The organism is Lachnoclostridium phytofermentans (assembly GCF_000733755.1).
In the GTDB taxonomy this organism is placed as follows: domain Bacteria; phylum Bacillota; class Clostridia; order Lachnospirales; family Lachnospiraceae; genus Lachnoclostridium; species Lachnoclostridium phytofermentans_A.
The window spans coordinates 1,546,687-1,560,000 of sequence record NZ_JPOF01000003.1; the positions used below are offsets into that span (position 1 = coordinate 1,546,687).

Sequence of the window (13,314 nt, forward strand, 5' to 3'; positions counted from 1 at the left end):
CGAGAGGAAGAATATGTTTCGTTTATGGGCTAAGATGATAAAGGACAATCATTTGCTTCGGGATATGGTGGTAGAAGACGATTCTACGAAACGTACCAGAACAAAAAAGATTTTTCATGCGTTAGATGAGGTTTGTCATGAATTTGACTTATCAAAGCCATTGTGGCTTGAAGTAACAATCAAAGATTTTAAAAAGCATGATAAAACTAGATTTTATCAAGATAATTTTATAGAACAGATCGAATTTGATTACTTAGAAATTCATGTAATTGAAGAAGATTAGAGTGAATTAGAAATTAAAGGTAACTATCACTTGTAAAAGAGATTGCATTAAGATACTTTGCGGGGAGTGTACTTAAGCAAGACAGACAAGGGAAAAGTATTTTAGGGTAACAATGTAATATATGGGAGAGGAAATGTAGATGAGTAAACTTTGTCAAAAGCCTTTTAAGATGTTCGTTGTGGGGACCATGATACTTTCTTTGACTGCATGTAATGAGACGCAGGATGGTACGAAGGTTGAAGTGAAATCTAACTATGTAGTAAAAGAGGTTATTACATCTGGAAAGACAGAAGAAAATGAAAGTTATCAAGCGAGTGATGAAATAACGAACGAGGAGCCAAAAAGTTCTGATAATACTTTCAGTGGGTCAGGCATGGATGTTGAATTATTCGAAAGCTCGTTGGATGATTTAGGAAGTGTATTAAAACCAGAAAGCAGTGAGGTAGTCGACATGGATACCGTGAAGGCAATTAACAGTATGCCTGCTAAATCAACCGTTAAGGTATACACAGCAAATGCAGCAACATTAGCAGAATGCTTCTATGCCGAAGATATCAGTCCGGCATTGTTTGATCGTATGGAGAATAAATCCTTTAGTGAGGGAAGCACAATTTCGATAGACACCTTAAGCTATGTAAGGGTATTGCATTTTGGTTATGATGGTGAAATACACATTGGAGAATTAGTAGTAAATAAGTTAATCGAAGAAGATATTATAGAAATATTCAAAGAATTATTTGATGCAAGATATCCGATCGAGCAGATGGTATTAATTGATGAGTTTGATGCAGATGATAATAAGAGTATGGCTGCAAATAATACGTCAAGTTTTAACTATCGCATGGTGGAAGGTACAACGACTCTATCAAAGCATGCCTATGGATTGGCAATTGATATCAATCCGAAATATAATCCTTATGTGCGTACAATTAATGGGGAAACCGTAATAGTTCCCGATAACGGAGTGGAGTATGCGGATAGAACATTAGAGAATGAGTATTATATTAGGAAAGATGATGTTTGCCAGAAAGCATTTGCAAAAAGAGGGTTTACTTGGGGTGGTGACTGGCAGTCCTCCAAGGATTATCAGCATTTTCAGAAGGTATTTCAATAGCATTGCGAAGATACTTTCTCTCATGTTATAATGGGCATTACGAAGGTAAGGCTATATTGCGTAAGTAATAGTATAGTACGTAAGTAATGATACAGTGCATAACACATTTTAATGTGGGTGCATCGTAGAGTGCGGATAATGGAGCAATAGGAAGGATACGGTGTCGCTATGTCATACATGGCATTATATAGAAAATTCCGACCGGATACATTTGAGGATGTAAAAGGTCAGGATCATATTGTTACAACAATGAAAAATCAAATTAAGGCGAGACGTATCGGGCATGCATACTTGCTTTGTGGTACTCGTGGTACTGGTAAGACAACAGTAGCGAAAATACTTGCAAAAACAGTGAACTGTGAACATCCGGTGGACGGAAATCCATGCAATGAATGTGCAATGTGTAAAGCGATACAATCGCAAAGCTCGATGAATGTTATAGAAATCGATGCTGCCTCTAATAATGGCGTGGATAATATCAGGGAGATTGTTGAGGAAGTAAAGTACTCTCCAACCGAAGGAAATTATAAGGTATATATTATAGATGAGGTTCATATGCTTTCAGCGGGAGCATTTAATGCACTTTTAAAAACATTGGAAGAACCACCATCTTATGTAATATTTATACTAGCTACTACAGAAGTACACAAGATACCGATTACTATATTATCACGCTGTCAGCGCTATGATTTTCGAAGAATTACCATAGACGAAATTGCAAAACGATTGAGGGAGCTTATCGATAAAGAAGGTATTGAAGCAGAAGAGAAGGCTTTAAGATATGTTGCAAGAGCGGCAGATGGTTCGTTACGAGATGCACTAAGCCTTTTAGATCAATGCATAGCCTTCTACTTTGGTCAGACTTTGACTTATGATAATGTATTAAATGCATTGGGAACCGTAGATATTGAGGTTTTTGCACGGCTCTTGCGTTTCATTCGAAAAGGAAGTGTTACTGATTGTGTAGCTATCTTAGAAGAATTAATTGTTCAAGGAAGAGAGCTTACGCAATTTACAATAGACTTTACCTGGTATTTAAGAAATTTGCTTTTGGCAAAGACCTCAGAAGATATGGAAGATATTCTTGAGATGTCAAGTGACCAATTGCAGCTATTAAAGCAGGAAGCACAAAGTAGTGATACAGAACTATTAATACGTTTTATCCGTATTTTTTCAGAATTATCAAATCAAGTGAAGTACGCAACACAAAAGAGGGTTATGATTGAGGTTACTCTGGTAAAGCTATGTAAGCCAGAGATGGAAACAGATTATGACTCATTAATCCATCGGATACAGGTACTTGAGAAACGTTTGGAGCAAGGTGTTTTTGTAACTTCTAAAGAGGAAAAAGAAGGTACGGGACTTGCTGCGGAAACGATTAAGAAGGATGTTGTAATAACCCAGTTACCCAAAGCGGTGAGTGCTGATTTACAAGAAGTTGCAAAGAATTGGAATTCCATTCTTAGAAGTTTGCCTCCGTTGGTACGAACAGTACTGATTAGTGCGCGTGTTGTACCTGGAGAAGGAAGTACGATAATCCTGGTATTTGAAAAAGAAGTTGATGAAGGTGTGATTAACCAAGAATCTCATCTTGCAGAAATTAAAACAGCGATCGCAGATACCATTGGAAAAGAAGTCTTAGTTCAAACTAAGGTGATAAAGGATGGAGAGGCCTTAGATGCTTATCCTGATTTAACGAAAATAATTAAAAAGGTTCCGATTGAATATGTCGATTAACCGAAAAGTTGGAAGGAGAAATGAATATGGCAAAACGTGGTGGATTTCCAGGTGGTAATATGCCTGGTAACATGAATAATCTGATGAAGCAGGCACAGAGAATGCAAAAACAGATGGAAGAGAAGACAAAAGAGATGGAAGAAAAACAGTGGGAGGCTACTGCTGGTGGTGGAGCTGTTACTGTAACTGTTTCTGGTAAGAAAGAAGTGTTATCCGTTAAGTTGTCAAAAGAAGTAGTTGATCCAGATGACATTGAGATGTTAGAGGACTTAATTGTTGCTGCTACGAATGAAGCTCTTCGTAAGATGGAAGAGGAGTCTGCAACTGCTATGAATTCCATCGCAGGGGGCTTAGGAAACTTCGGAGGTTTAGGCGGTTTATTCTAATCACAAGGAATAAATTAGTCACTTTATTATAAGACAAAAAGATATCTTTTATCAGTATGAGTTATTTATGATTGAGAATACTGTTGAAAGATATCTTTTTGTTTTGGTACTTGTAGCATGAATGGAAATAATGGTATGATAAGGGTGATAAACGAGTTAAGGATAAATAAGGTGTCATACGATTGTATTGCATAGGTTAATGAATCGATTTAAAGAGTAAATAAAATTTAGAGTGTTATATATAGCAAAATATTTATAGAGAAAATATATTTTAGAATATAGGTGGAAACGTGAATTATTATAGTACACAGATTAGCAAGTTAATTGAAGAGCTTGGCAGGTTACCTGGTGTTGGTGCAAAATCGGCACAGAGACTTGCATTTCATATTATCAATATGCCAAAGGATCAGGTGGAACACCTTGCTAGTACGATGCTAGAAGCAAGGAGTAACGTGAAATATTGTAAAATATGCCAGACCTTAACTGATAAAGAGGTTTGTCCGATATGCTCTAGTGATAAGAGAGATCAAAAGGTCATTATGGTGGTAGAAAATACGAGAGATTTAGCCGCTTATGAAAAGACCGGAAAATTCGATGGGGTCTATCATGTATTACATGGTGCTATTTCTCCGATGTTAGGAATCGGACCGCAGGATATTAAATTAAAGGAATTAATGTTACGTCTTCAAGGAGATGTAGATGAAGTAATAATAGCTACGAATTCGAGTCTTGAGGGGGAAGCCACAGCGATGTATATTAGTAAATTAATTAAGCCAGCAGGTATTAAAGTGAGTCGTATCGCAAGCGGTGTACCAGTAGGCGGTGACCTCGAATACATTGATGAAGTAACATTACTTCGTGCGCTTGATGGAAGAATTCAGTTATAGATTGAAAATTTAATCAAAGTAAAAAAAGGAGCGTGTCCCTTGACACGAAATAATAAACAGTAGGAGGTTTCCTATGGAGCGTAAAAACGTATTATCGGGTGGTATTGAAGCTCTTTATACGATCAAAGAGAACTTGCTTGAGCTTGAGGGGTATAAAGAGAGTAGTAAAGATTGGGCATTTAAAGAAGAGCAAGCGGAAGAACAGTTTGAAGAACGCCAGAAAGCAATTACAGATGAAGTTGGAGTTATCTTAAAAAAGAGACGTCAGGAAGTAGAAGCCTCTTTTGAAGAACAAATGAATGAGACCAAGACTCGCCTTAAAAAGGTAAAAACCAAAAAGGAAAAGCAGCTTGGTAAGAAAGTATCAGAAAGAATTGAAGAGGAAACTGCTGACTTAACAAAAGAAGGCGTTCGTCTAGAACAGGAACTAAAGGCAGTTTTCCAGAAAAACCATATTTCTAGAGTATTTAACCGTAAGTGGTTTCATTCCGTGTTTATGCCTTGTTCTCTAAGAGATATAGGAACTCTTTTCATTACTGTACTTATTTTATTTTTAGCACTTCCTGTAGGTATCTATAAGTTTTTATTACCAGCCAAAACCTTATATCTAATTCTTGATTACTTTGTAACGATACTTGTTTTTGGTGGCCTCTATATCCTCATCAATAAGAAAATTAAAGAAAATCATGCGGAAGCAATTATTGATATGAAGGCAATTCGCCAAAAGATGGCTAAGAATAATAAAAAGATTAGAGCGATGGCAAAGGAAATCAGAAAAGACAAAGATGATAGTATCTATGGATTGGACGATATCAAAGAAGAAATCAGGACATTAGAAGATGAACTTAACAACCTAATGGAAGAGAAAAAGAATGCATTAGTAGAATTTGAAGCAACAACCAAAGCAGCTGTTATAGAAGAAATTAAGTCTCGTTATGAAGAGGAGATGAAAGGACTTCAAAATAAGGTAAAAGAAGCCCACGAGGAACAAAGAAAAGCTGCGGAAAAAGTAAAAGAGTTTTCTTTGGAAATCACCAATCGTTATGAGACCTATTTAGGGAAAGATATGCTAACCAAAGCAACCATTGACCGCCTTATAGAAATTATGCAAGAACAAAAGGCAACGACTATAACAGAGTCACTTAGTATTTATCGTGCTGAGGTAAATAAACCTATGGAATAGCGCAAAAGAAGAAAGTATAGTATTCCTTTATTCATAACACAGATGTAAAATTTTATAGACATTCAATAAATAGCTCCCTCTGGGTAAATCATAAATAAAGTGATTTACTAAAGGGAGCTATTTTTATGGATTGGATTTTTCCATGAGACGGCTTCTCATAAGATACATACAATGAGTAATGCCTTGGCAGATATAATCAACCAGAGTCATAACCGTACCAAGACGAGTAGTTTGTAAAAGCATTTGGTCAAAGAGACCTGAGAGATTAACAATACCAGTTACGAATAAATCTCCGACATAAGGTAAGTCCTTATCTACTCCGGCTCCAGGCTTTAAAGGGCCTTCCCCTAAAGTATAATATCCTACATGTGAGGCTTTCCCTAAAGAGGCATCAATCGCAATGATAAATGGGTTATTATTCTCAGCATAAATGCGAGTAACAGTTTCTTTTAAGTTTTTGGCATGAACCGGATCTTCTAGGGTACCATAAACTACATAATTCTTGGCAGGAAGATGAGAAAGCTTGTAACCAAGAAGTGGACCAAGACAATCACCTGTTGCACGGTCTGACCCAATGCATAGAAATACAATGGTTTTATTCTTATAACTGTTTATTTCTAAAAGATCCAGCAGAGTATTTCCAAAGTCGTATGGAGAATAACGTTCTTTAGAGTCAAAATAAAAAATTTTCTTGTTTTTCTCTACAAATTGCTTCAAATAGGAAATCCACCTTTCACTAGGGTATTTTTTCTTCATAGACTAATAAAAAACAATGAAGAGCAACTTTTGTTGCGATCAAATTTGTTGCGAGCAATAAAAGTTGCTTGTCTCTTTACAGAGTATTTCCGTAAGGTAGATTCATAGACATAGAATCGTAATACTAAAAACTTGGTTTTATGACAAATAAAAGAAAAAAATATTCAGAAAAAGAAGAATAGTAAAAAAATAATAATAACACTGCAAAAAGAACTGGAATAAAACAGATAAAAAAGCCAAACTTGCATATGTAAACCGACAAAAACAGCAAATCCACTGTGGTAGGATTTTAATATTAGTAATCATATTTCTCGTTTGAGAAAAGAAGAACGGACATGGATTTATTGTGGAAGGGCGGATTCGTATGAATGATACAAAGCTTAGTTATAAAAGCAATCAGACGGCAGCTACATCGGAGAAAACAACTTCAAAAATAAAAATCCCGAAGAATGTAAGGCAGATTGGAAAAATTGGTGATCAATTAAAGATTTATATGGAGGATTATGTAAAGACCTATACAAGACAACTTGCGGAGAGTGACTATGCAAGTCGTTGTATGGCAATCTTAGTAGGTGAATACCGTCACGAAGAAGAAGACAGAAACGTCTTCATCTATGGTGCTATCCTTGTGGAAAACTGCTTGGAGGATGGAAGAATCGTTTTAAAAGAGGATTCTTGGGCCCATATTTATGAGAAGATAAAGCTGTATTTTTCAGAGGCTGAAATTGTTGGATGGTATTATGGCGGGACAGGCTTTGGAACAGAAGAAATAAACTTACTACGAGAAGTACATATTGATAATTTTGCTGGCAGAGATAAGCTACTGCTTACTTATGATGTCCTGGAAAAAGAAGATAATTTCTATTTATACGATGGATATGGCCTGAAACAACAACCAGGATACTATATTTATTATGAAAAAAATTTAGAAATGCAAAATTATATGGTGGATCACAAAAAGATAAAGAATGAGGAACTAGAGGTAAGTGATCGTGCAATGAAGGAGATAAGAACCATTCTAAAGGAAAAGAAACCACCTGTGGAGGCAGAGAAAGAACAGCGAACGATGTTACGCCTCGGATATGCGGCAGGTGGATTAATGACTGTGGTTGCACTGGTAGTTGGAATTACGGTTATGAATAATACAGAAAAAATGAAGCAGATTGAGCAAACTGTAAACTCAATTTCTAAGAATATATTTGATAAGGATAACAATAAAGGCAATACTGATAAGGGGATAGCAGCGATAACACCTATTCATGAACAAGATCCAGAGGATGAAACAAAAGTAGATACATCAAAAGGGAAGGATGATGCTGTTGAAACATCTGGTAATAAAACTACACCTATGCCAACGAAAGGAACAGATGAATTGACAAAGACACCTACACTCACCCCAACCTTAGCACCAACGGAAAGTCCGACACAAACCCCAACGGTTACTCTAGCGCCAACGCAGACACCAACTCCGACGCAAGAGGCAAATAAACCAACAAGTAATATTGATGTTTCAAAGCTAAAAATATATCGAGTAAAGAGTGGAGATACATTAGCAAGTATCTGTATGCGCCTATACGGAGATTACAAAATGCAATCCACAATTAAAGAATTGAATCAACTGGTGGATGAGAATGTAATCTTTGAAGGGCAGGAACTATTAATACCATAATCAAAATTTAGCTTGGCATAGAGTTTACTTTATTTACTCTAGGTCAAGCTTTTTTTAAGAAATATAGTGCCAAGAAATGAAAAATAAGGTATAATCGAATCAAAATGGTGATGTGATAACGCATTGCTGATGATAAATGCATTAGAAAGATAGGCAGAGAAGGAAAATGGCAAAACTAAAACGAAGCCTCAGGGCAGATGAATTAAAAATAAAAAAGAAAAAAAAGCGTAAATTAATCCTTGTCCTTGGTGCTATAGGTATCTTTATCCTCATCGGGATAGCGATTATATTACATAGACAAACCACAGTATACACCTCTTATAAGGTAACCGGATCAACAGAGTTATCCAATGTAAAAGAAAGTAACTTTATCAAATATAAAAATGGAGTTTTAAAATATAACCGAGATGGTGCAGAGGCAATAGGTGCAGATGGAACAGTATTGTGGAACGTCTCTTATAGTATGAAGAAACCAATTGCCGATGTAGAGGGTAGCTACGCTGCGATTGCTGATATGGGAAGTTATGACCTCTATATCATAAATGGTTCTGGAACAACGAATGTACTCACTACGACAGAGCCTATTGTAGAAGTGAAAATTGCTTCACAGGGAGTGACAGCCGTGTTAACGGGAAATGGTACTGCAGATTACATCTATTTTTATGATATGGATAGTGTAAATGGGAAGGAAGCAATTTTAGATGTAAAAACCTATGTAGCAACGGATGGATTTCCAATCGGCATCGGATTGTCAGAGAATGGTAAGAAGCTAGTCACTTCTTATTTGGCGGTCGATGATGATAATGATGGTGTTGTTAGCAAAGTTACATTTCATAATTTTGGAGAGTTTGGTAAGAATCAAGTTGATAATTTGGTTGGATCTTATTCAGATTACCGGGGTGAGGTAATACCGAAAGTCGAGTTTATAACCAATGAACTTGTAGTTGCATTTCGAGATACTGGAATTACACTTTATTCCATAAAAGAAGTGCCACGTGAAATAATGAGAGAAACCTACACAGAGAAAATACACAGCATCTGTTACAATGATATGTATATAGGAATAGTTCTAGACGGTACAATTAATACGCAGGCGAGGAAAGTAATACTATATGACCTTGCTGGGAAAAAGGTGTTAGAAAAAGAGGTGAACTTTAGCTTCCAAAAAGTCACCTTAATAGAAAATGAAATTATTTTCTATAGTAATACCGAATGTAATATTATGAATATTGATGGTAGTATGAAATTTCATTCACAATTCCATACAAATGTAACAAGCCTTTATCAAGCGAGTGGTGCGAATGAATATCTTTTAGTTACGGATGTAGGGATAGACAAAATACAATTAATTAAGTCGGAGGAGTAAGAGAATGAATGCGTTAGTGTTAATCGTTGTGGGGATTCTAATCCTGAATGCATATTTAGGTATGAGAGCGGGGTTTATTAAGACAGTTTTTTCGATTTTTTCGATGGTAATTGCTCTTGTTTTTACATTAATCTTAAGTCCTTATCTTAGTAAAAGTCTACAGCAGAATGAAAAATTGGTGACATATTTGTCAGAAAAATCAGCAGAGGTTTTAAAGCTTGATGAAATCGATGAAAAAATTAACCAGACGGTAGAAGATAGTGTGATTAATAAGTTACCATTGCCAGAGTCATTAAAAAATACCTTACAAAAAAACAATAATTCAGATACGTATGATGTTCTTGGAGTTAAGGACTTTAAAGGCTATGTTAGCCATGCTGTTGCAAGCATCGTAATCAACGCAATCTCGTTTGTTATAATGTTTGTTGTGCTAATTATTTTACTTCGTATACTAAGCGCAGTACTTAATATTATTAGTAAATTACCGATACTTCACCAAATCAATAAATTAGCTGGTTTGCTTTCAGGTGGTATCCATGGACTCATTATCGTATGGCTTTTATTTATTCTACTGACAATCTTTAGTGGAACAAAGCTTGGACGAGAGTGCTTTACCATGATGAATGAAAGTGTATTCCTAAGTGCACTCTATGATAATAACTTAATTATGAAATTTGTAATGAATTTATCTGGTATACTAGGTTGAATCGCTTGAAAAAATAAGTAAATATCAAACTACAACTTGAAATTGCAAGAAAGGTGGAGTATACTTGCTTTGTAAGCACTTACATCTTTAAAGCAAACGTAAGAAGCATGGACTACTTATAAAGTAGGAAGAAATGTACAGTTGAACTATTTGCTTAGTTACTGTCCTAATAAATTACAAATAAAGGAGTATAGAAAATGAACGAAGTATTAAAGCGTTTTGAGCAATTAGGAATTATTCCAGTTGTTAAAATTGATGATGCTAAGGATGCAGCACCTTTAGCAAAGGCTCTTTGTGAGGGAGGTCTTCCAGTAGCAGAAGTAACATTCCGTACTGCAGCTGCAGAAGAAGCAATCCGTAACATGGTAGAGGCTTGTCCAGATATGTTCGTTGGTGCTGGTACTGTTCTTACTACAGAGCAGGTTGACCGCGCAATCGCAGCAGGTTGTAAATTCATCGTTAGCCCTGGTTTAAATCCTAAAATTGTAAAATATTGTACTGAAAAGGGTATTCCAATTACTCCAGGTACATCTAGCCCAACTGATATCGAGCAGGCAATTGAGCTTGGTTTAGAGGCTGTTAAGTTCTTCCCAGCTGAGGCATCTGGTGGTCTTGCAAAGATTAAGGCTATGGCTGCTCCATATGTGAATATGAGATTTATGCCAACAGGTGGTATTAATGAAAAGAACCTTACTTCTTATCTTGATTTCCCTAAGATTTTAGCTTGTGGCGGAAGCTGGATGGTAAGCGATGCATTAATTAACGCTGGTAAGTTTGATGAAATCAAGAAACTTACAAGAGAAGCTGTTAACACAATGTTAGGTTTCGAATTAAAGCATGTTGGAATCAACGCTACAAGTGAAGAAGAAGCTGATGGTGTAGCTACTTCCTTTGAGAAGCTATTCGGATTTGCTAAAAACGTAGGAAGCAGTTCCGTATTTGCTGGAAGTGCAATTGAAGTTATGAAGACTCCATATCTTGGAGCTCATGGTCACATTGCTATTCAGACAAATTATATTGAGCGTGCTATTTTCCATATGGAGCTTCAGGGCTTTGAATTTGATATGGATACAGCTAAATATAAAGATGGCAAGATGGTAGCAGTTTACTTAAAGGGTGAGCTTGGCGGATTTGCTGTACATTTACTTCAGAAAAAGTAAAAACACAATTGAAATTTAATTAGTAAGCTTGAGTTTTAATAGGAGTCTAAGACTCTATTAATATCAGATTACTTATGAATATAGTTTTAGAACACCTTGCAAGATAGGCACATAAAGTGCAATCTAGCAAGGTGTTTTTAATTCATGTCAAGGAAAATTTCGAGAAGCGTGCTTTTTCTTATTCATGTCAAGGAAAATTTCGAGAAGCGTGCTTTTTCTTATTCGTGTCAAGGAAAATTTCGAGAAGCGTGCTTTTTCTTATTCGTGGCAAGGAAAAGTTCGCGAAGTGTGCTTTTTCCTATGTATGATAAGAAAGAGCTTGAGTAGCATATGTTTAGATTTTGATTATTATTTTAAAGATTGCTTACTAATCATGAAAAATAAGTGATGAGATATTGCATTTTTTGAGAAAAAATCTTTTGATATTAAAAAGATTAAGAAGTTGCATTACCTATTAGGGTGGATAATTACTGTATGATTGGAACAACAATACAATTTTAGTATCATACAGATAGATATAATGAGAAGATATACTTTATATAAAAACGTAAATTAAAAAGATTATTTCCTAAATTTTTATAAAGTTCCTTGTATTCTAATGGGGTTGTATTATACTATAATAACATGGACGAAGGAGGAGAATCGATGAAGAGACTTCAAAAATTATTTGTTACTATTGGTGTAATGTTTGCCATCATGCTTACTCAAATAGTACCTGTATCTGCTGCGCAAACATTAACGTTTGATGATTTGTATATGACGTTAGAAATTTCCGATGATTTAATTGTATTAACACCAGATACCCCAAAAAACGATGGTCGTTGGGCAGAAGCTGGTATTATTCAGGTTGATACAAAATTAAAAGAATTTAAAGACATGGGTGTGAAAGCTATGTTCTACGAGAAAAAAAGCAACACATCCGTTACTATGATGGTAAAAGACTCTTCGAAAACTAGAGAGATAGTGAACTTAATCAACATGACAGAAGCAGAGCTTCAAGAGTATTTTGATACTTTAGTAGGAAAAGAGTCAGAAACTTACGAATCTACTGTAGAGAAGTATATGCACAAGCAAACCCCTTTCTTTAGATTACAAATACAATCAAAAGATGAAGTGAGTCCAGTCAGCGAAGTAATATATGGTACCATAATGAATGGGAAAAGTTTTGCATTTGATATCTATAAAGAGGGAAGTTACATACAAGATGAGGAAGAGGGATTAGCGAGAGCTTTGGTAGATAAGGTTTCTTTTACAAAGATTCTAGATGCATCTGAGATTGTACAGGAAACAGAAATCGGAATGAAGGATTTCATCGGGCCGATTCTATTTATATTAATTATTATTGTTATTATTTTAATTTTTAACAAAAAAAACAAGAAAGCTTCTCAGATTAAGAAAAAAATAACACAAGACATGCAGGAATATCGCCTAAATAAAAGAAAACTTGAGGAAGCAGGGGAATTAGTTAAAGAAGAGGTATTATTTACGAACTCTACTGAATATCATGATCAAGCGATAAAGACCTACTGTAGTTACAATCATTTCTTTAAACGTATTGGGTTCTGGTGCTATGTTATTGCTTTGTATTTGGTAATTTTGGGATACAGCCTTTTCTTTACCACCTCAATTTGGATTACCATTATTGTAACAATTGCAGGGGTAGCATATGGATATTATCAAGGAATTGCAGTTGAAAAAATGGTTGAGGCAATGAAGAAAAGATACGCAGGTAGTCGGTCAAAGATTGCAATTACTAAGTTTTATGATGACTATTTTACCGTAAGCGGGATTCAATATATTAGTGACTTTCCATATGTTCAAGTGACGGAGATAAGAAAATATAAAAATTATGTTTATCTTTATTTAGGTTCTGAGCTTGCTTATTTTGTTGATATGACAACATTTAGTGAGAGTGATCAAGAAGGTTTTATGATATTGATGAAACAAAGAATGGGTGAGAAGTTTAAGGTTAGAAGTCGCTAACGAAGTTAATATTAATTCTTTATAAAGGGGATACCAAACTATGTGGTATCCCCTTAGCTTTTTAATAAATTTAGACAGTAAAAG

Annotated in this window: 12 protein-coding genes; 11 read left to right on the forward strand and 1 reads right to left on the reverse strand. The window is 35.4% G+C overall.

Annotation, left to right across the window (positions count from 1 at the left end):
• Nucleotides 1-13 precede the first annotated feature (13 nt).
• From CC92_RS0112125 to CC92_RS0112150, 6 genes are all read left to right on the forward strand, one after another.
• A complete protein-coding gene (locus tag CC92_RS0112125) occupies nt 14-283 on the forward strand; it encodes a hypothetical protein (protein ID WP_029502635.1) in 270 nt (89 codons plus the stop codon).
• A gap of 139 nt (nt 284-422) precedes the next feature.
• The gene (locus CC92_RS0112130; RefSeq protein WP_242841337.1) at nt 423-1,397 is read left to right on the forward strand and encodes a M15 family metallopeptidase; all 975 of its coding nucleotides are present in this window, start codon (nt 423-425) and stop codon (nt 1,395-1,397) included.
• 168 nt (nt 1,398-1,565) lie between these two features.
• The gene (dnaX, locus tag CC92_RS0112135; protein WP_029502633.1) at nt 1,566-3,134 is read left to right on the forward strand and encodes a DNA polymerase III subunit gamma/tau; all 1,569 of its coding nucleotides are present in this window, start codon (nt 1,566-1,568) and stop codon (nt 3,132-3,134) included.
• Nucleotides 3,135-3,160: 26 nt separating this feature from the next.
• Nucleotides 3,161-3,520 (forward strand): YbaB/EbfC family nucleoid-associated protein, encoded by a 360-nt coding sequence (locus tag CC92_RS0112140; protein WP_029502632.1) that lies wholly within the window; start codon nt 3,161-3,163, stop codon nt 3,518-3,520.
• 290 nt (nt 3,521-3,810) lie between these two features.
• Entirely contained in the window at nt 3,811-4,407 is a 597-nt protein-coding gene (recR, locus tag CC92_RS0112145) for a recombination mediator RecR (RefSeq protein ID WP_029502631.1), read from the forward strand.
• 73 nt (nt 4,408-4,480) lie between these two features.
• Nucleotides 4,481-5,590, forward strand: coding sequence for a hypothetical protein (locus CC92_RS0112150; protein ID WP_029502630.1), 1,110 nt, complete (start codon nt 4,481-4,483; stop codon nt 5,588-5,590).
• 123 nt (nt 5,591-5,713) lie between these two features.
• Here CC92_RS0112150 and yyaC read toward each other — a convergent pair whose 3' ends face one another.
• Nucleotides 5,714-6,307: a spore protease YyaC gene (gene yyaC, locus CC92_RS0112155; RefSeq protein WP_029502629.1), complete on the reverse strand. Its 594-nt coding sequence runs from the start codon at nt 6,305-6,307 to the stop codon at nt 5,714-5,716.
• 403 nt (nt 6,308-6,710) lie between these two features.
• Here yyaC and CC92_RS23235 point away from each other — a divergent pair, with 403 nt between their 5' ends.
• The 5 genes from CC92_RS23235 (at nt 6,711) to CC92_RS0112180 (ending at nt 13,230) form a co-directional block, all read left to right on the forward strand.
• Nucleotides 6,711-8,015: a LysM peptidoglycan-binding domain-containing protein gene (locus CC92_RS23235; RefSeq protein ID WP_029502628.1), complete on the forward strand. Its 1,305-nt coding sequence runs from the start codon at nt 6,711-6,713 to the stop codon at nt 8,013-8,015.
• A gap of 166 nt (nt 8,016-8,181) precedes the next feature.
• Nucleotides 8,182-9,381 carry a DUF5711 family protein gene (locus CC92_RS0112165; protein WP_029502627.1) on the forward strand — a complete coding sequence of 400 codons (1,200 nt, stop codon included), beginning with the start codon at nt 8,182-8,184 and terminating at the stop codon, nt 9,379-9,381.
• Nucleotides 9,382-9,385: 4 nt separating this feature from the next.
• Entirely contained in the window at nt 9,386-10,087 is a 702-nt protein-coding gene (locus CC92_RS0112170) for a CvpA family protein (protein ID WP_029502626.1), read from the forward strand.
• A 197-nt stretch (nt 10,088-10,284) separates the two neighbouring features.
• Nucleotides 10,285-11,247 (forward strand): bifunctional 4-hydroxy-2-oxoglutarate aldolase/2-dehydro-3-deoxy-phosphogluconate aldolase, encoded by a 963-nt coding sequence (locus CC92_RS0112175; RefSeq protein ID WP_029502625.1) that lies wholly within the window; start codon nt 10,285-10,287, stop codon nt 11,245-11,247.
• A gap of 645 nt (nt 11,248-11,892) precedes the next feature.
• Nucleotides 11,893-13,230, forward strand: coding sequence for a YcxB family protein (locus tag CC92_RS0112180; protein ID WP_029502624.1), 1,338 nt, complete (start codon nt 11,893-11,895; stop codon nt 13,228-13,230).
• Nucleotides 13,231-13,314 lie beyond the last annotated feature (84 nt).

Bases quoted from the DNA above. Each gene is read 5' to 3' on its own strand.
- CC92_RS0112125 (WP_029502635.1), top strand. From the start codon at position 14: ATGTTTCGTTTATGGGCTAAGATGATAAAGGACAATCATTTGCTTCGG.
- CC92_RS0112130 (WP_242841337.1), top strand. From the start codon at position 423: ATGAGTAAACTTTGTCAAAAGCCTTTTAAGATGTTCGTTGTGGGGACC.
- dnaX (WP_029502633.1), top strand. From the start codon at position 1,566: ATGTCATACATGGCATTATATAGAAAATTCCGACCGGATACATTTGAG.
- CC92_RS0112140 (WP_029502632.1), top strand. From the start codon at position 3,161: ATGGCAAAACGTGGTGGATTTCCAGGTGGTAATATGCCTGGTAACATG.
- CC92_RS0112150 (WP_029502630.1), top strand. From the start codon at position 4,481: ATGGAGCGTAAAAACGTATTATCGGGTGGTATTGAAGCTCTTTATACG.
- CC92_RS23235 (WP_029502628.1), top strand. From the start codon at position 6,711: ATGAATGATACAAAGCTTAGTTATAAAAGCAATCAGACGGCAGCTACA.
- CC92_RS0112165 (WP_029502627.1), top strand. From the start codon at position 8,182: ATGGCAAAACTAAAACGAAGCCTCAGGGCAGATGAATTAAAAATAAAA.
- CC92_RS0112170 (WP_029502626.1), top strand. From the start codon at position 9,386: ATGAATGCGTTAGTGTTAATCGTTGTGGGGATTCTAATCCTGAATGCA.
- CC92_RS0112175 (WP_029502625.1), top strand. From the start codon at position 10,285: ATGAACGAAGTATTAAAGCGTTTTGAGCAATTAGGAATTATTCCAGTT.
- CC92_RS0112180 (WP_029502624.1), top strand. From the start codon at position 11,893: ATGAAGAGACTTCAAAAATTATTTGTTACTATTGGTGTAATGTTTGCC.